The 21,546-nt window shown below is 36.7% G+C and carries 5 protein-coding genes; 4 read left to right on the top strand and 1 reads right to left on the bottom strand.

Annotated features, from left to right (window positions below; genetic code table 11):
* Positions 1-554 precede the first annotated feature (554 nt).
* Positions 555-17,993 carry a phage tail tape measure protein gene (locus QNJ66_RS06580; protein ID WP_300504250.1) on the top strand — a complete coding sequence of 5,813 codons (17,439 nt, stop codon included), beginning with the start codon at positions 555-557 and terminating at the stop codon, positions 17,991-17,993.
* A gap of 257 nt (positions 17,994-18,250) precedes the next feature.
* Positions 18,251-18,637, top strand: a complete 387-nt coding sequence (locus QNJ66_RS06575; RefSeq protein WP_300504247.1) for a hypothetical protein — start codon at positions 18,251-18,253, stop codon at positions 18,635-18,637.
* A 118-nt stretch (positions 18,638-18,755) separates the two neighbouring features.
* Here QNJ66_RS06575 and QNJ66_RS06570 read toward each other — a convergent pair whose 3' ends face one another.
* A complete protein-coding gene (locus QNJ66_RS06570; RefSeq protein WP_300504244.1) occupies positions 18,756-19,148 on the bottom strand; it encodes a hypothetical protein in 393 nt (130 codons plus the stop codon).
* A 150-nt stretch (positions 19,149-19,298) separates the two neighbouring features.
* Between QNJ66_RS06570 and QNJ66_RS06565 the strand changes: the two genes are divergently transcribed.
* Positions 19,299-20,153: a hypothetical protein gene (locus tag QNJ66_RS06565; protein WP_300504241.1), complete on the top strand. Its 855-nt coding sequence runs from the start codon at positions 19,299-19,301 to the stop codon at positions 20,151-20,153.
* Positions 20,154-20,193: 40 nt separating this feature from the next.
* Positions 20,194-21,345 carry an ATP-binding protein gene (locus QNJ66_RS06560; protein ID WP_300504238.1) on the top strand — a complete coding sequence of 384 codons (1,152 nt, stop codon included), beginning with the start codon at positions 20,194-20,196 and terminating at the stop codon, positions 21,343-21,345.
* The last annotated feature ends 201 nt before the right edge of the window (positions 21,346-21,546 follow it).

Below are 21,546 nucleotides of genomic sequence, written 5' to 3'. Positions count from 1 at the left end.
GAGATATTTCGGAGTTTCCTGTTTTTGCTCACAATCAATTACAAAGATAAACCAAAATGGGTTAATTTTTTGTCCGTTCCCTGTTGTTCTTGGGCAGCAATCAGTTTCAGTAGATCAAAAACTTACTTGCTTGGGCTGCAAGGGAGCAGGGAGTGGGGAGAAGGGGAGATTATTTTCAAACTTTTTCGAGTAAATAAAGTTTTTTAAGGGATATAAACCTTAGTTCTCTCACTTTAACTCGTTATTTTTGGTTTTTTGACTATGATTGTTTTCTCCCATGCTCCGGTCTCCCTGCTCCCCCACAATCCCAACTAGGATCTTTGTGATCTACTGAGTTTTTCTCTCGGTTCGAGACGTTAATTGGCAATGCTTTTATTTCAGTAAAAAAAAAGTTTCTGTTTAAATCTGGTGGATTACTTTTACCCAATCGCCCTAGTTTGGGGAGCGAACTTCGTTTCCCAAATACACTTTTTTCAAAAAAGACAAAGAACTAATAAATTTTCATCGATATCAGTGTTAAGATTGAATACAAAAATTTAAAGAAGAATTGATAAATGGATAATCAAGAAAGTTATGGCTTAAGAGCGCAGTTCGATTTTATTGTTAAAGAAGATAATTTTAGTCGCATGAGCGCGACACAAGATGCTTTACGAGGTATAAGAAAAGAACTAGAAAAGTTAGAAAAGACCTCTGAACTTACTGGCTTTCAAAAACAATTTGATGCGATGGCAAAAGCAAGCGTAAAAAGCACTGACGCGATGGGAAGAGGTATGGATAATTTTGCGGATGATAGTAAAAGGGTAAGAAATGAATTATCACCATTAAGAGCGGAATTTAGAGCATTAAAGAAAGAAGTTAGGAATATTGAATTTGGAGAAATTTATGATTTTAAGGCTTTTAGAAAAGCCGAAAAAGAAACGAGAAATTATATAAAACAATTTGAAAGATTAGAAAGGCAAATCAAAGGAACCACCTTCGCAGAAAGAGAGTTTACCGCTTCCCTAAAACAGCAACAAAGAGTATTGGACACTAAAATTGGGATTCAATACCAAGAACGTTTAGCAGCCCGTTCTGCTGAAAGAGTAGGGCAATTTCAAGCAGCAGAACAAATAGGAAGAAATATGGTGCTTCCCTTTGTTAGAGAAGGGAAAAAAGCCACAGATGCTTTAATGGCTTTGAACGATCAACTTTCCTCTGTCGAAGCTAAGACAGGGGCAACGACTGAAGAGATGAAGAAATTAGAAAAAATTGCTCTACGGTTGGGAGCAACTTCATCTTTTACAGCTAGTCAAGCAGCCTCAGCAGAAGTGTATTTAGGGCAAGCAGGATTTAATGCCAGAGAAATCTATGCAGCCTTACCCTCAGTTTTAGGCTTAGCCGGTTCAGATTCCAGTATTGACTTAGCCATGAGTGCTGACATTACCAGTAACGTACTGAGTGCCTATGAACTGGATGCGATGAAAGATACCGCTAGGGTGGCTGATATTTTGGCAAAAATTGCTTCAAAAACCAATACTAATGTTGCTCAGTTAGGGGAAGCCTTTACCTACGGTGGTACACAAGCTAAGATGTTCAATGTTTCCCTGGAAGAAACATCTGCGTTGCTAGGGGTAGCTGGTGACATCGGTATTCAAGCATCATCGGCTGGTATGGGGTTACGTTCCGGTTTAGCCAATTTAGCCGATGCTTCCAAGCAAGCCAAACTGAAAAAAGCTTTTGGGGTTGATGTCGTTGATCAAAAAGGCCAAATCAGAGACATCATAGACATTATGGGAGATTTGTCCATTGCCTATACAAAAACATTTGAGGAAAGGCCAGCAGAATCATTAGATGCTTTAACCAAGGTTTTTGGAAAAACAGCAGTGGGCTTTTGGTCTGCACAAATCAATAATTATAGTAAGCTGCAGCGAGATACTTTAATAGGATTGGCCTCGGGGGTAGAAGAACAAAAATTAGCAGATATTTTGGGGATTAATATTCAAGAAGGTCAGAATTTATACGATCAGTTGATTAAGCAAACGGGGAATTATAATCAAGCGGTTGAGGTTTTGAAGAAAGGAATAGACGATCTTATTCAGAGTGGTAGAAGCGGACAAGGGGCTGCATTAGCCATGTCTTCAATTATGCAGAATAATCTGGGGGGTGCATTTCGATCGCTTTCCTCGGCCTTGGAAGCTTTTAGGCTGGCTTACATCAAACCCTTAGAACCTCTGATTATCACCACAACTAATGCGATCGCAGGACTCCTAAGATTTTTTGCTAATCTCCCAGAACCCATACGGTTTGTAATTAGCAGCATGGCGTTGCTCACAGTAACTATGGGAACGGCATTGGTAGTTATTGGCAGTGTCTCCGCAGCATTATTCGGTTTTTCTCAAGCAGCAGCTACAGCAGGTATAGCAACCACGGCTCTGGCTCGGGGAGGGATGATTCCCCTAACAGGATTTTTCAATGAGGCCATGGGGGGACTTCGGGGAGCATTTGAGTTGGATAGCATTATCCCTTCTCTTTCTAACGCTTTTGGAGATTTACAGAATGTAGTTGTAGGGACAGGTGGAGCAACTTTAGTTAGCTTTGGTAAAGTTTCTACTGTAGTTAAACTTCTTGCTTTAGATTTTTTACAATTATCTCGTGCTTTTTTGCTGTCCCCATTAGGATTAACCATTGGAACTTTTCTTGCTTTAAATACGGTTGTAGAAAAGCTAGTCCCAGGACTTAATCTGATGGGCATTGCTTTAAGTGGAATAACCGCGATCACAGGTTTTTCTTGGGGGGTGGTTAAAGGTTTTACAGAAGCTATTTTTGATTTTCTTGGTGTTACAAGGGCAGGGGGCTTAGGGGTAATTAGTCCTATTTTTGAAAGTATTGGTAATGCTATTTCAATGGCAGCTAAATCTTTTGAGCTATTTAGTCAAACTGGAGAAAATCTGGGAAAAACTTTTGGGAAAATTCTTGTAAGTCCTTTTTTATGGGCTGGTAGAACTATTGTTAGTATTTGGCAGATGACCATTAATGCTATTCGTCAGCCTCTACGTCCCTTTGCTGATTTTGTACAATCTATTGGGAAATTATTGGTTAGCTTTTTAGCTGAAAATTCCCCTGGACCTACTTATCTGATTAGGGAAAAGTGGGGGATGACTATTGATTTTCTTAAAACACAATTTGATAAGCTCATTCACTTTGCTAAATTAGTGAATCAAGCTTTTCTTGGGATTGGTGATATTACGGCGGAAGAAAGGGGAAATGCAAGAATTGAATTATTGCAAGGCACGTTAAATATGTTCATTGGGGGAATCAAGTTGATTAGTAGCTTGTTCTCTCTTTGGCAACAGTTTAGGAATTGGCAAAATCAGGTTATCAAGGAAACTATCTCCAATATGGATTTATTGGGGTTTAGTTTACTTACTTTATCCTCCCTACCAATGACGCTGGCGGATCAACTACTGCCTACGGCTAAAAACATTGTCAAGGAATTAGCTTTATTGACTGATGCCGGTATTTTTCGAGGCTTGATATTTACTTTCCCTGGTATTATTGCTAGTTTGATTTTTACCGGCACATTAAATGAATTTGAACAAGGGTTTTCAGATTTCTTAAAACAAGTACCTTCTGTTCTTTCTAATACTTTAGACAATTTATATTCATTAATTAGCGACGAATTTAAGACTCAATTTAATCAGGGAGTATCTGATGCGGTTACTGATTTGGTTAAAAGTGCGCCTAGTTTATTTCCTGGATCAGAAACTTTCGCTTTTGCGTTTGACTTGGATACTGTTTATCAACAGACGCAAAATGCAGTTAATACGACTTTATCAAGCATTGTTAATTATTTACTTGTGGTGGGGACAACAGCGCAACAAGTTGGACGAGAATTAGTTGCGCTGTTAAAGCCTTTATTAGAATTTAACGTATTAAATATATTCCCCCAGTTGGGCAATATTCCTATTATCTCTGCATTAGCTTCTGTTCCCCTTGTCCCTAATTTTACTGTTGTTCAACCCTTCATCAAGGGACTTCTCGAAGTGTTGAGATCGCCTGAAATAAAAATGCTGGTTAATTTTTTGAGAAGCAATGTTTTAGATGTCTTTTTAAAATCTTTAATCAGTGTTTATGAAACATTACAGCTAATAACTGGGGTTAGTTTTAGCCCTGTTATTATCCCTCTAATGTATGGAGTGGACCAAGTTTCTTTGCTACTTAGATCCATCATTTTAGATACAGGTATATTAGTCAAAAACTTTGCTGATTTAAGTGTTACAGGTGTATCCATAGTATCGAGACAATTAATAGAAGTAATACGCACTATTCCTTTTGTTGGAGAAGGAATTATTACGACATTCATCAACGTATATCGTTTTATTTCTAATATTAGTAAAATCTTTAAACCTTTTGCAATTCAGTATGGAAGATTCTTATTAGGATTAATTCCTACACAATCTTTTAAAGATTTATTTTTCTCTTTACTTGATTTAGCTAAGGTTGGATTAGAGGGTTTTGTAATATTTACTCAAAAAAATATTGCTCCTTTAGCCAATATTTTACTTAAGGCATTTAACCCTCTTAGCTTTTTCAAAATTTTGAAACTGTACTTTACAACAGGGGGATTTCAAGGGTTATTGAAAAAGGGTCTTTTTTCCATTACTCCTTATGACTTCTTATTTGGTAATCGCAATATAGCCTTTTTAGGAAGAATCTTTCTCGACACTGTATTTCCTGCCAATATTATTCGTAAACGAACTACAGAAATATTCCAAAACTTGGCCAGTCCCCAAGCAGCAGCAGAAGCTGCTAAAACTAGCCGTAGGTTAGGTAGAACTGTTCTTGTTCCCCTTGAGGAAATTCTGAATTATGTACCTGGAGGTACAAAAGTATTTATTCGCTTTGCCCAAGCAGCTATGATCATGAACCCAGTCGTGCAGATACTGGGACGCATCGCCTTTACAACGATGTTTTGGTACTCTGTCCTGAAACCCCTGACCCCTGAAATATTTGATGCGATCGCAGCAACTCGCGTATTTGGTGTTCAACTAACCTATCTTGCTCATACCCTTAGAGTAGCAAGGTTTTTGGTGGTTAACTTAACCGATAGTTTTAAGTATCTGGCAGTTAATTTACCTCGATGGGCAACCCAGATTCACAACACTTTTAAAGTAATTGGGGACGTAGTAGGAACCGTCACACAGTTGATGGTAGGTGTTAGTGCGGTAGGATTCAATGTCTTCAAAGCATTGGTTGTCAACCCTCTCCTACTTATCCCCTTGGGCATTTTAGAGGTGATGAACAATGCCTTGAAAATTCTACAGTCAGGGTTACAGCTAATTGTTCTGAAAACCACTCAATATGGAGATGCCATTAGTGCGGCCTTAAGAGGGAATTTTGTCCCCCTAATTAAGCAAATAGCCTCAGATGTGACAGGGGTTGTTTGGGGTATGACAACTGCCATTGCCAATGCCATTACTTGGCCGTTTCGGATGGTTGCAAAGTACACATACATGGCAGGGGCAGAAATTATCCGTTTCTTGCAGAATCCTGTACGGGAGTTGAATCGGTTAAATGATGCCCTCATTAATATGGCAGGGAACTGGAGAAAGACTTTTTCTACTTATCTCCAATACCTGCCAATGGAAGATATTATTAACTTCCTCCAACGCTTCAAAGTAGAGATTTTAGGAATATCGGTTCTCATTGCCCAAATCACGAATGTGTTTGGCTTGGCCGCCATTCGATTCAACCCATTGCTATTGGCCATTGAGTCGATTGGATTCTTGATTTATGAGTATAAGACAGGGTTCAAGGTATTACATGGATTGATAGATGCTTTATCTCACCCCATTGCTGCCCTTAATTTAATGATCAAAGGAATATTCGGCACGATGGGTGCATACATTACCCCTGGTATGACCAACTTTATGGCTAATTTTGCTGAGGGGTTTGTCAAAAATATTCCTTTGATCGTTAGTGGTATTTTTCTCATCGCATTAGTTATTAAGCGCAATATTGGACAAGCATTTATGTTGTTTGTGGATGGTATTCGCTTATCTATCGAAAAAGTCAGAGCATTGGGGACAGCTATTGGACAGTTAAAAAGTCCTCAGAATCCTCAAGTACAGTCCTTGATGATGAATGCTCGTTTACAGGCAATGAGGGCTGAATATGCGGTCAGGGGACAAGATCGCATCATGGGAATGGCAAATCCTCTGGCATACAGCACCAACCCTCAACTGCAAGAAAGGGCTGCTTTTATTGGCTCTCAGATTGAACTTGTTAAGGAGTTAATGTCAGTAAATAAAGAAGCAAATCAAGAGCTAAATAAGTTAATTAAGCAGGAAGAAAAACGATTAATTCAGATGGCGCGATCTCGTAATGAACAAGATCGTATTGATGTTTTGGGATATATAGAAAGGGAAAATGCTAAAGGAAGAAGTTATCGTCATCAGCTAGAACAAGCGGCCAAAGTTACTCAGGTTCAAAGTAGTTTAGGAAAACGATTTGAGCTAACCGAATTGGGACGAAAAACAGCTAGAGAGAATGCAAAAAGACTATATCAACAACAAGATGGTAATGAGAATATTGAAAAAAGTATGAATATTATTTCTGCATACGAAAGAATCCTTGGTCAAACACCTGATGTAGATGTTTTAGGGCAATTAGGGGATATAGCATTAGGGGTTAAAAATCCTGCCAACTTAATGGATCAAATTACCAATAAATTAGAGATGATATCGTCTCCAAGAATGAATGTTGATAAATTAACAACAGGAGTTATTCAAGTTACTAAACCTGGGGGGTTTGGAGATGTAAATCAATCGATACAAGACGTATCCAAGATGTTTGATAGTCAGATTAAAAATAATTTAGATCAAGTTGAAAGATTTGCATATTGGCGGTTAGAGAGCGAGTCTGTTTCTACACATTTAGATGGAGAAGTGATTAAAAATATGCTGAAATCTTCTTCAACTATTCGAGGAATAATGGATGACTTGATGACAGGTACAAATATCACTACTGGGTTAGAAGCAAGTTTGAAAGAATATAACGAAATTTATCGACTATTTGGTGGGAATAGAAACTTTTTAGACGTAGAAGGTATTATGAGCGAAGCAAGCTATAGTGCATTATCAGAAGGTAATAGAAAGGGAATGGCAGAGAAAGTCAGTCATCAGATTATGTCTGGCTTTTTGGACGTTTTGTCCCAAGAAATCTCTGGAATAGAAGACTCCATGACAGCAGATTTGAGGCGGTTACAAAGCCAAAATATTAGGAATTCTGAACGTATTGCTACCAGCTATCAAGATATGCTTATGCAAGGGGCAGAAAGAATTTATAGTAGTAATAGAGATGCGTTCAATGATCAGTCTTTAGCAGCTAAAATATTCCGGTTAACTGGCTTACCCCAACTATATCAACAAATAAAGTTCAACAGACAATTAGGAATTAGAGCGAGACAGTTAGAACAGAATGCCGAAAACCTCCGCTTTGGTGAATCTATGCGTGAAGCCACTGCACAAAGACAGAGACAAGCAGGATACCAAGCTTTACTAAGCAACTTGAGAATAGAAGGAAATTTAGCAGAAAAAGAATCCTTCCTCAAAGCAAAATTAGGCGATCGCTTGCATAATATTCTGCAAAATTATTTACAAACAGGAGAAAGATTTAGAGTTGATTTATTCCAGATTAATAATGGTTATAAAGACATTTTAAATGCTATTAGAATTCCTCAGTTAGCAGACTATGCAGAAAATCCATTGATGGGTATGCACAAGGTGTTAAGAAATGCCATATCTAATGATGAATTTGGTTTAACTCAAGAAATATTAGATGATTTTCGCAAGAACTTGGTCAAAGGAGGTTCTGACTGGAAAAAATTTATTGACGATCTTGATAGAGGTGGACAAATTGAAGACGTTTTAAACATTAATTTGAAACGGTTAAGAGCGTCTTTAATTCAAGCTCAAGAACGTACTGCTAATGACAGTATCTTATCTGATATTGCTGATGTTCTTGGATCAGGGAAATTTAGTGCTAAAGCAACAAAGGAAGAAGAAGAAGAATTACTGGCTAAATTAGGGTTGAATTATCGTCAATACAAAAATTTAGGTGATTTTCTACCCAATGGATTCTTTGCTCCAATTTTAGCTAAATTAACTAAATGGCAAGAAAATATTACTGATAATTTAACTATCGCAGATCATCAAGTCAACAATATTTTTGAATTTTTAAAAACAGGTGTTAAAGAATTACCACTAATTGAGCAAACAGCTTTGCCCACATTGGAAAAAGCACAATCTTTATGGGGAAAAACTTTTGAAACCTTAAACAAAGTAACAAAAGGAAGTTTTGAATATGTGGCTCAAGAAATTACTCAAATCAGAGATAATATTGCCGAACTATCAACTGTTCAAGCAGTGCAAGGATTGCAATCAGAAGTAAAAGCAGCTAGAGAAAATACTCTATTAAACTTAATAGAAACTAGAGGCAAAGGACAAAGACCTCAAAATGTTGCTCAATTCCAAAAAGCCTTTGCTAAAGAATTAAAAAATCAAGGGATTCAAAAGCAAACAGACACATCTAGAATTATTGCCACCTTCTTGCAAGCAGGACAAGAAGATCAGTCTTTATCTCAAATGTTGTCCAGTGAGTTTGCCGACAATTTAGACACCATTAGACAAGCTTTTTCCAAGGCAATTGGTGTGACAGTGGCCGAAGCATCGGAGGCAATGAACGATTCCAAATTTACTGCTCGGGCTGCTACTCCTGTTCAGTTTATCTTCCTCCGTACCTTACCCACTCTGTTTAGTAGTTTCGCCAAGGATGTTTCTAATTCATTTGTCGGGCGAGGGGTGAAGTTTATTACCAAGAAAGTGGCAACAGATGTCTTGAGAGGATTCTCTGCCCCCAGTTTAGAAGCGATCGCATCTTTCAGTCGGAGAACATCGGCTGTGCTAGGAAGAGGGTTCAATATAGCCTCAAATTCTTTGATCCGAATGGTTGGAAATAACAGTATTAGTAAGAATTTACAGAGTTTATCTCAACTAATGCTGAAATTTGGAGACAAGACATCAACTTTCGTTGATCAAGTTAGAAATACCATAGATCAACCTTCTGCTACTCGTTTTATTATTCAAAAATTGTCAGGGTTATTCGGAGTCATCTCTGAAGGGGTGCAAAATCTCTATGACAATGTAAAGCAGGAAGTTGAGAGGCAAGGAAGCGTAGGAAATTTTCTCAAGAATATGTTTAGGAATATGGTAGGAGGAGTAAAATCCTTTTTCCAAAACCTATTTAAACCTTCCGCGAATGTAGTTAGGATGCAGAGCCGGATCGACAATCTTAGAATTCGTGAGCAGTCGATCATCAACAATCCTCGTTTATCTGCTGAAAATAGACAAAACGATTTTAAAACTATTTTATTGCTAAGAGGAAGACAAGATAGGGCAAGACAGGAATTAGAACGAGAAATCAATCAAACTTCCATTATTGGCAAGGCAGATAAACTATTGAATAACCTTATGTCTGGTTTGGGTAAAAACTTGCCGAAAATGGGCGATCGCTTGTCTCAGATAATGAGTGGCCGTTTAGGCAATCTACAGACGCAACGTTCTAGAGCGCAGCGAAACGAAGGACAGGAAAGTTATTACGGTCAAACAGTAGTACCTGTGTTAGATCAAGCATTTAACAGCATTCTAGAAAAAGGGCAGAGTATCACCAACCAAATTGCTAACTTCTTCAAAAATACAGCCGAACGTTCCCGTCGCTCATGGGAAGAATCGGGACGAGGTATTATTGGGAAAGGTTGGAAAGCGTTGGTTGATGCAGCTAAGCATACTGGCCAACGCATCAAACACTTCATTGCTCATAACTCTCCTGGGCCAGCTTCTGATGTAGAACGCATCTACCGAGAAGAAGTCCCCAGAGAGGCAGCTAAAGGATTCCATCGTATGGAAGTTCAAGCGGCCCATACAGGACAACAAATTCGACAACAGATGTCCCATGCTGCACAGCAAACAACGGGTTTCTTCCGTCATACTTCTTCTGCTATATCAGGATTTTGGCAAGCTGGTTTGGGAATAGGTGCAGCCTTATCTGCAACAGGATTTGGGTTACAGTCGTTAGGATATTCTTTGGTTAATTTAGGAGTTCTCGAAGATGGAGATCGACTAATTGCCATGTTTGACAAAATGGGTGAAGTGATGGGGATTGTGGGTGCCATCGGCTCCGTAGCATCTCCTCTTCTCTCGGCAAGTCTATCTTTGGTCGGTGCTGTAACAAGTAGTGTTTTTGCCTTGGGTGGTGCCATAACTGGGGTAGGAGGTGCGATCGCAGGAATAGTAGGATTATCGGAAGTGGCGTTTGCACCGTTTTTACTAGGAATTGCTGCGGTGGGTGTGGCGATCGCAGGTTTATATTTCGCTTTCAAGCATAATTTTCTGGGCATTAAAACTATAGCAACGGTTCCCATCAACTTTATCAAAGCAGCATGGCAGGGATTTGTTAATAACTTCGGTGTGCTACTATCCCCTGTTAAAGCTTTTGCCGAGAATTTAGGAGGGGATTTAATCAGAGCATTAAATTGTCATCCCACCATTCGCATAACCGAAGCATGGTCAAATACAGTTGATAATGTACAAAACTTTATGGGATCTTTGTTGGGGTCAGCGCAAAAACTGGGGGCATTTATTACCTCTAAAGTTGCAGGAGCTATAAATAAACTTGGTTTTTCTACAGATAGCAAAGGGATAAAAAGTTTAGACCATCTAGTATCTACTAACAAGGAAAAACACAGATGGTTTTCTTTATCAGAAATATCAACACAGTTAAAGTCTATAGGTGAATCACTAAATACTCTTACTATCCTGCAAGAAAATCAGATTCAAAATAAAGATTTATCTCATTTAAAAACCATCAATTCTCAGATACTTAGAGAGTTGATGGCTTTAAATAATAAAAGTAGATTGCAAACTACTGGTAAAGAAATTGGTGATACCACTGGTCACAAAGGACAATTAAGTGTACAACAATATCGAGAATTTCGCTTTAGTTTACCTCAAATAAAATTCTCTGGGGAACAGAAACCAGAACAACAATTATTGAATGAAATGGGAGCATCATATAATAAAAAGAAATTATTCGGATTAATTGATACAAGTGGAGGGTTTGGATTAAATAAAAAGGCAAGGTTTGAATATAAAGTTTACGAGCAACTATATAATGAGCAAGCAAATATTATTAAAGAGATTCTTAATAAGTCACAATCTGCATCTGCCCTTGTTCGGGAGAAGTATCAGGGACTAATTCAACAAATAAATGGAAAAACAGTTTTAAGTGACCAAGGACAAAAATATATAGAAAGACAATTAGCTCAACAAATTCAAAAGGGAACTGGAATTTTTTCTAAAAATAACTTAAGCCAATTGGCACAGACAAGTGGATTGACAAATAGGCTGGAAAAACAAGGATTAACAGTAGATAGAGCAACCTTGGTTGACATTGCTCTGAGAAATCAAGGGGCTTTATCTGATGCTCGTAATCTCTTTGGGTGGGAAAACAGTATACCTAATCAAAATGCTATTAATACTGAATCTAATTGGAATACGAAGATATCTAACTATTTAGATAAAATCACAACAGCAGTAACAGCAATTGCTGAATTAATATTTAGCGAAAAGAATGTGTCGAGCCGCCCATTGCCTAGCGTGTTAACTTCAAGTGGATCTAATAATATTGTTTCTTTTAAACCTCAACCTCAACCTAGTGTAAGTCTCCAAGAAAAAGTAGGAGCAATGATAAAAACTGAAGTGAACGCTATAGGGAGTTTTTTGAAAGAGGGAATGACTCCCAGGATTGGCGATCGCAAGCCTGTTCAGTATAAAATAAATGATCAAATATCAGTTAAAGACCAAATACTTAGAGATATTGGTGATCAATCTCCAGTTTCTTATAATTCTTTAAGTGACAGCATTAAAGAAAATTTACTAGATATTGAAAGAAAAACTAAATCTACAGTTAACGTTATTGAATCAATCTTCTCTCAGCTATTTGATAATATTCAAACGGCTTGGCAGAGTACCACTCAATTTATTTTTAGTAAGGTTGGTTGGCTAATTAACATCCTTCGTCCCCAAGGGTATGAAATCCAAAAAGCGTTGTCAGAAGGTTCTCCGGGGCCATCTTTGTTTACCAGAGAAAATTGGAGTAAAACTTTTAAATCGATTAACGACGGATTTTCTGATTTATTGGCAAAGGCTAAGGATACAGGGAGGAATTTATTTGCTGCACTTGCTGTACCGGAAGATAACACCTTAAAAGACCAAATTGCTGAAAGCTTAAACACTGCGATCGCCTTAAAACTACCCCCCATTGAAAAACAGACGTTTAACCCATTTAAGGGGCTGCATAAGCAATTTGAGGAAACCACTTGGCAAATCAAAGAACGCATGGACTATCTACATCAGTACGGATTAGACCATGCAGGAAGTTTGTTGACCCCAGGTATTCAACAAGTTGGGAAAAGTCTTCAAATATTCGGTGGGGACATCCTTAGTTTCGTCAGTCGTTCAGCAAAAGCGATCGTTACTCTTGACTTCTTTGAACTGGCAGACGCAGCCAAGGATTTTGGGGGTAATGCTATGTATGCACTCAAGGGAGTTGTGGGAGGATTGACCAATGTAGGGATGGGAGTTATTGCTATTACTGCCTCTTTACCTGCATTACTTGCTCCTTTGGGTATTGCGGCCTTAATCTTTGGAGGAATTGTTTTTAGTTCGGCTGTTCTTACTTCTAATATGTTAGGATTGAGGACAATTATTAAAGGTGTATTCCAGGTATTTATTGGCTCGGGAGAAATAGTCTGGAATGTACTAAAAGGCATAACAAAGACAGTTAAAGCCCTTGGGGTCATAGGCGTTGGTGTGTTTAAGGCTCTCAAGGGTGATTTTATACCTTTGTATGAGGGTATTGATATGTTACGCCATGCTTTAGGTGGCATGGGTGAAGGTATTCTGCAAGGGCTAAAAAGAATAGGGTTCGGATTCCAAGATATTTTCAAGGGAGTTTTACAAGGATGGAATCAAGTATTTCCTACCTTGAGAATTGACATTGATCGATTTTTTGAAACTGCTGGTTTTTACTTCAATTTAATGAAGGATGGCCGTGTTGCAGGGGAGTTACTAGCTTCTGCTTTAGTTAATGGTATTCGTACTGTTATTAACAGTTTTAAGTTGTTAGGTAACACAATTATAACAACCTTACAAACTAAGTTTACAGAAAGTATTGCTTATATTAGAATCAAATTCAACCAATTAAAGACTTTCTTGTCTACGTTCCAATGGCAAGATTTATTGAAAATTGATATAAAAAATATTGTTGGCAATCTTTCTACAGTTGGAAGCATAATCAAGTCAGAAATCACTCAAGCTTTTAATGGCTTACCTGATATATTAAAAGCTCCTTTTATATACTTAAAAAACTTTGTTGGGGGATTTAGCTCTCAGTTAATTAAAGAATTAGGCATACAGAAGTTCATTGACCATCTAAAACAAGAATGGCGAGTATTCTTGTCCGTATTAGATATCGATCCTCAACTACTAGGAAATTTTGGCGTTATAGCAGACAAAATCCGTCAATCTTGGACAGCACTAAGTAATACCATCGGTCAAAAAATAAACTATATCAAACAGGAGTGGAAAGTATTTAGCTTCATGATTGAAACAGGTACATTTTTGCCCTACCTTTCTACTGTTAAAGAAAAGTGGCGTGATGTCTTTACCAGCATGGTTCCTCATTTACAAAGACTATGGACTAATTATGATGTGACGGTTACGAATATGTCTTCATCCTGGATATCTTTTAGAGAAAAACTGGGCGCAGATGACTGGGTGACAAAAGCATTAAATAATCTTGTTAAATTTAGCGATCGCTTTCACTCCAAAATAATGCAACTTGCTCAAATTCCTATATTTTATAACATAGCTGTTAAGTTGGCTGCTATTAATAATAAATTTAAAGATTTTGTGATTACAATTGCCGAAAAATGGCAACGGTTATCAGAACGATTAAGAACAACAAATATAATTCCAGATATATTAAATCTACATCAAAATTTTCCAGATAGATTTAATCAGTTTACTCAAGACATTCAAAATAAATGGTCAAAATTAATTAATTATATTCAGACTGAGGGGTTTGCAGAAACATTAATTGTTGGCATTAATAAAGTTCAAGTCAAGTGGATGCAGCTTGTTGGTTGGTTAAATCGCACTCCCTTGTTCCTGAATATTTTCTCCGAAGTCAATAATTTGTCTCGTCGCTATACCGTTGCCATGAGACAAATGAGACACAAATGGTTACAATTCCGTGAAATATTAGGCTCTAGCGATTGGATAACTGAGTCTTTGTCCAAAATTAAAGCATGGGCAACAGGGTTTGAAGAAAGGTTAGTGAATGTTGCCTCTAATGTTCCTATATTTGGTCGTGTAATTGATGCTCTGTTTGACCTTAACAATGTATTTATCAAAATTATAAATTGGATTGAAAAGAAATGGCAAGGATTATCTAACTTCCTTAGAAACACATCTTTGATACCTAACTTTCTCAAATTAAATCAAGAAGTGGGAAAAGGAATGGCATGGTTGTCAGAAACCGCTAAAGCAGAATGGCAGCAATTCTTGAACTGGATCAATAATACTAATTTATTTGATAAGTTTTTTGATAAATTAAGAGCGATCGCACCTCAGATTCCTGGTATTTTACAGTCTGTAATTTCTGAGGTTAAAACGGGATGGGAACGACTCATGCAAAACCTTCCTAAAACCACAGATGAAGCGATTAATCGTGTTATCGGAGCATGGGTTGGATTAAAGCAAAAAGTCAGCAATATTTTATCAACATTACTGACTTTTATTAAGGATGTTATTGGAAGAGGGATTATTCGGGCTTTAAATTGTCACCCGACTGTAGTAATCCCTCAAGCATGGGAACAAGCAGGAGAGAGAATTAAAAATACCCTCATGATGGTAATGAAAAAAGCAAGAGGAATTGGGAAACGAATAACCAAATCCCTAACTAAAACATTACCATACTTAAATACCTTTTGGAAAGGGTTTAAAGATGGATTTGAAAATAGTATTAAACCTGCGATCTCAGAATTAAAGCCTACAGTTATATCCACTTTTGACGCATTGGTATCTCGACTCAAACAAACAGGACTATTTGCTGAAAAACTAAAACAATACTTCACAGATTTAAGACAGTCTATGAGATCCATCTCTCAAACTCCAGTAAGTGTTCCTGGGGGGCAAACTAACTTAGGAGAATTATTTGCTAAAGGTTTAGGAACAGGGATCAGACTACTAAATAAGACCCTTAAATTACTAACTCCTGTTGTTAGTCTCGTTGAAAAATTAACGATCGCAGTAGGTGGCTTTTCTGTCTCTGTTGTTGCGTCAGTTACGCAAAGGGTTTTACCTCCCTTAATGGAGTTGTGGCATTCGTTCAAAAAGATTTTAAGAATAGCTAATTTAATTGGAAATGGAGTACAAGCAGCCTTTAATTTGGTTAGTAATGTAATTGGATTGGTAGTCCCTGGTATTCGACAAATTAACACAGAGACTAGGGAAACGAGACATCAGTTCTCTTTACTTTTCAAGGCCGGAAAAGCGTTGGGCGCATTCATTGGGGAAATATTTGTTTTACCCATTAGAGCTATTAACCTATTGGTAACGGCTATTGATGGCATCGTCTCATCGGTTATTGGCGTTAAAAATACTTTTACCACTACATTTGATGTAGTTCAAAACCAAATTGAGGGGTTTAAAACGAAAGTTGAAACCGTTAAAGAGACTGTAAATACTTCCTTTATCACTCCACTCAATGCGGTTAAAAATAAATGGGCAAATACTACTGATTTTATAGGTAACACCATCAATAAACTTAGAGGCAGAACTGAAGGCGTAGGCAGAGAAATTCAAGGAAATATCGCAGAAGCATCTCCAGGGCCTACCTTTATGATTCGTAAATACTGGGGGCTGACCACAGATTATATTCTTAATCAGGTCAAAACCATCGCTAGTTCATCCCAAAGAGTAGATCGAGCGTTTGAAGGAACTCGTTCAGCGTTGATGCGCCTCAATCAAGAATCTAGGCAGATGGCCAATCCTTTGAAACATTTGGGTCTATCTGCCATGCCCTCTTCCTTGAAGGAACTAAAATCTGCTTATGGTCAAATGGCGAAGCTGGCTCATCCTGACATGGGGGGTAGCTCTCAGCATTTCAATGAGGTGAATAGGGCTTATGAGCAACTTAAGTCACAGATGAGGGGAGGTATTAATGTTCCTCTAAATGCTGATACTAGGTCATCCGTAGGAGTTGGTACAGCCCAAATGAGGAACATGGCAAGGTTGAGCCGTGAACAAATGGGATCGTTGCGTCAAGGCTTTACATCTTTGGGGATGGCCTTGAGTAATTTTGCCCCTCAGTTAGCCACACCGATGTTTATGACACTAGATTTGGTGGACGCATTTGCCGACCTTAAAACTGCTTTACCCATAGTTAAAACCTTATTATTTGGGACCCAAGCCGCGGCCAACGTATCAAGTACAGCTATGGTTGTTGGTAATACTGCGGTAGCTGGTTCTGCAACAACGACGGCTGCTACTGTTACTACTGCTAATACGGCCATGGGGGTATCTTCCCTCACTATGGGAGGGATTTTCACTTCCGTTCAAGGTTTGATTACCGCAGGGTTCGGTGCGATCTCTTCGGCTGCAACTGCGACATGGGTAGCGGTAACGGGGCCATTATTTCCATTGATTGCAGCATTAGGTTTAGTGGCCGGAGTCGTAGGGGGACTCTATCTAGGATTCAAGCACAATTTTCTTGGTATTCAAGATATTGTTTTGGGAACCTGGAAAGTTCTTAAGACGTTCTTTGATACTCTGTTTGGAGGGGCTTGGGAGATTATTAAGTCGGTTTTAAAAACTTTTGAGGAAACTGTTAATGTTATTTTTGAAGCTTTTATAGAGTTAGGCAAAGCAATTATTAGTCCATTTACCGCAATCTTAGGAATCAATACAGAAACTGCTAATTTCTTCAATATTCTTCAAAAAGGAGCAACTAATCTTGCCAATTTTTTGCTACTTCCATTGAGAGCCGTAGCGTTTGTTATCAACACTATTCTTAAAGGAATTCAGTTAATTACTAAAATTTCAAGTTCTGTTTTACTCACAATAATTCCTTATATTTCTCCTATTTTAATTGGATTAAAAACTATCGTTACAATAGGGAAAATTCTTTTTAAAGTTTTCAATTTTACCTTTAAAGTAATTTCTGGAGTAATTTCTTTACTGATTCAACCTTTACTAAAAGTGGGAAACATAATACTAAGACTATGGCTACTTCCAATTCAACAAGTTCAATCGGCTTTAGGGTTAATTCTGTTCCCATTTAAGGCGATCGCAAATATAGCCCAAAGTATTAGAGGATTTATTTTCAACCTCATTAGTCCACTTAGAGGGATCTTTGGATTACTTGGCAGACTTCCTATTTTAAAGGGACTGGTTACTCCACTTTCACAGACAGAACCAGTTCAAAAGTTTTCTACAGGGGGGTGGGTTAATGGGCCTGGGACGGGAACCAGTGACAGTATTAACGCCTTTTTATCTAATGGTGAGTTCGTTGTTAATGCTAGAGCGGCGGCTGATACCGGACCTTTACTAGAAAAGATCAATGAAGGGAAATTAGAAACAGTCTATCGAGACCCCTACGATGCCATTATGGTACGTCCTATCTCTCCTGCTGCAACTGCTACAAAGAAAGAGATAGGAGATATAAAAGTTAATTTTGAGTTTTCTGGGAATATTATTATTCAAGGGGAAGGGAAGGATAAGCAACAGTTAGCTGCTGAAATTCTAGAAGAGTTGGTCGTTCAATTCGGTCCCCAAATTGATAGTATACTGAAAGAAAGATTGACTTACATGACCGAATTAACAAAAGGGTAAAAAAACAACAATGTTCAAATTGATTTTCTTCTGCTAGAAGTTTGGGAAACGAACTTCGTCTCCCAAACTCATATTTTATTTCAATGTTTAGCGTAAGAACTATGGATAAAGAAAGCCTCTTGATTACTCAAGAGGCAAAAAATCCAACTATTTAAGGCAATGGAAAACTTTCACAATTTTCAGCTATAATCTAAACTAAATTGCCTTATTTAGAAAGTACCCTAAAATCAAAGATATATATCATTTATTTTTAAAATATGTCATTTTTTAAACAATCTGAATTAATAGAATTAGCGCAAGAGAAAGGCGATCGCGTAGAGATTTGTCAACAAATAACAATTCCTGGTAATCCCAATTTAGGAATTCCTGATGAAACAAGTTTAAACTGTAAGACTGTTATTGGACATATTGGAAGAGGACAATCTGTAAATATTCCTTTGTTGGGTACTCAAGACAATTATCCATCTGACTCCACAACCCTTTATATTAATAATGTTGACAATTTTGATCCTTTATCCGTTGAACCGACTACTCGTTTTCGAGTAAATAATCAAGTATATAAAGTAACAAACATGGGAGAAAATATAATTTATCAAGGACATATTTTATACTATGTTTATAATATTAAAGATACAGAAAATTAATAATTTTTCGATTAATTCTGTTGTTTTCATTTTTCTTAAAATAAAATATTGTTAACTTCTTCAACAAGAGAAATTAAGCCACTTGCTAAACAGGAAATGTTTCCTGTTTAGCAAGTGGCTATTTAAAATTTTGTCCGCTCATTTTCTTGTCAGCTTCTTTTGTGATAGCTTTAGCCGCTTTCGCCCAGTTATCTTGACCGTCTTGCCAAACTTCAATTAAGCGACAAATTTCCTCGACTTTTAAATCATCAATTTGCGAAATTTCATCAAGATCAAACCAAATTGGGCAACCTTCTATCTGAGTTAAGTTTCTTATTACTTCATCCTTTGGTAACTCATTTTTTAGCAGAACTGTTTTGGCTCTCTGAACAATATAGTATAGCGTATCAATAAGCTTTAAGTGCTGCTCAGATGTGATTTTTTGGTGGGGAATCAAAGATTTGACCTTAGTGGAAAAATTTTCGATTTCTTGAGGGGTTGGCAAGAATGCAGATCCAAATGTTGTATCCATGCTTTTTATTGCTTTCAACAATTACATTATATTAACTTACACACAATTAGTCAACATTTACACATTATTTCTGTTTAAAAATGTGTAAATATGATATAGTGTGATTAAGACAAGAAAAATTATCACCAGCCTTTGTAGCTAGGGCATATCATGAAAAATCTAACAATTAGTCTTTCACAAGAGGAAAGAAGCTTTTTGGAGTCTTTGGCTAAACAACATAAGTTTTTTTGGGGTAATAAGCCAAATATAAATGGATTAATAAAAGAAATCGCTTCTGGAGGAATCAAAATTTCCCTTGACAAAGAAGCTTATGAACTGAATCCTATACAGCAAGATGCCTTAGTACAAATTCTTAGAGATGCTGTAGAGGCAGGCCACGGTGAAGCAGCAAGAGCATTAGCAGAATATTTTTCAAAATTTCCTTTACTTCAAGTTCACTTTGAAGCGATCTCTTCTTTGATAAAAAAATCTGATTTACCTTTTCTCGACAAACTAGAGACTTATATTGCAAAAAAACAAACTTTTCAGATTAGCTACAATAATAGTGCAGGAGAAGATGAAGTTTTTCAATGTACTTATGGTCATTTTCAAAACATCGAAAGACACCGTTATTTAGTAGCAAAAGTCCTCAATACTGCTGAAAAATCAGAGCATCCACAGATTTCTTGCAATCGATGCTTTCGACTTGATAGAATTAATGCGATTAAAGAAACTAAGAGACAATGGGAAAGTTTAGGAACTGTTGTAGCTGTATTTCAATTACGTGGTAATTGGACAAAAAAATACGAGACAAAATCAGGCGATGTCAAACAAAAGTGGATAATTATGCCTGGGGAGAAAAAAGAAGCAATTTTAGAAGTTTATCGGGAAATTTGGTCGTTTTTTTGGTTTCTCAGAGAGATTGAAAAATATAAAAGCGTCACAATTATAAGCCCATTAGAATTGAAAGAAAAACATATCTATCAGTTGCGAGAAAAGTTGGAATTATATGAAAAAATTGAATAAAGTAATTTTATCAATTGTCAAAAAAAATCTGGAGAAATAAATGAAATTAGTAACAACAATTACGAAAGAAAACTTTATCAGTCTTTCGAGTACAGATAATTGGTATCGTTGGAGAGATAAAGACTTTGAAAATTTGAGATTATTATCAAAAACGTCTAACCCTTGGGGGAAAGTTATTGTTCTTCCTACCTTTAATTATATGAAAAGCAATCAAACTAAATACCCTTATAGACTAACTCTAAAAGTTTTTCCTGTTGAAAAAAATACAGAATATCCAGAAGTTATCATACACAGGCAAATAATTAAGGCTCATTTTCCTAGTACCAATAATCCGAATTTATTATTTGCGGCTTTTCCCATTGATAATTTATTATGGTTGACTTATGAATTTTTACAATTAGAAAAACAGCTTTATTTAATCAGGGGAGCAAGTGGCAGTGGAAAAACAACCTTAGCTAAAACATTAACTCAAAATAGAGTTATTTCTGCTGATAATTACCCAGGCTTGTATATAGATGGCAAATATCAATTACATTTACAAGAACAATCTCATCTTTGGTCTATTCAAGAAACAGAAAAACTATTAAAATCAGGAGCTAATGTTTCTGTTGCTAATACTTTTTCTAGAAAAAGATATTTAAGTCCTTATGTTGAACTAGGTAAAAAATACAACTATAGAGTTTCTATTATTCATTGTGAAGGGAATTATGGCTCAGTTCATAATGTCCCAGAAGAAGTTCGTCAAAGACAATTAGGAACATTTGAGGCTTTAGAAACTGATGGTTTAAAATCTCTTGAAATTCGGTTACAAGATGCTTTAAAAAAAGAAATTATTACAAAAGAAAATCTACATCAATTGATCGATAAACTCACTCAAAATTATGACTCTAAGTCAGTCATTAATCAATCTAAAAATAGTGAAAAATCCCCAGATGTAAATATAAATAGTGATAAACGAGGTGATGGTCGTGTCAATGAAAATAAAACTAATGATCAACGAGCATTAGAATCTGTTGAATTAGTCAAAGAGGCTGTTGATTATCTAAAAAAAAATCAACTTTGGAATAATAAACTAACGGCAAGAAAGAAGATTGAATTAATACAAAATTATACTAAAAAACATTATAAGCGAACTATATCTTCAGGAACACTTTATCGAGATTGGTGTCGGGAACTTTGGAATGATAATTGACAATTAATTCAAGTGGTATTTATTATCCTTCTAAAAAATCAATTGCTTCTTTTTATGATAATTAACTTTGATTTTAGTATTAATTTACTAAAAATTATTTCAACAAAATATTTCAATGTATAAAGCAAAAACCCATCCCAAGAAATTATCTTGGGATGGGTTTATTTTTATGGGGAACCACTTTTGAGATCGGCAAAAGCT

Source organism: Crocosphaera sp. (assembly GCF_030064895.1).
Taxonomy (GTDB): Bacteria; Cyanobacteriota; Cyanobacteriia; order Cyanobacteriales; family Microcystaceae; genus Crocosphaera.
This window is presented reverse-complemented; position numbering and strand designations above follow the sequence as displayed.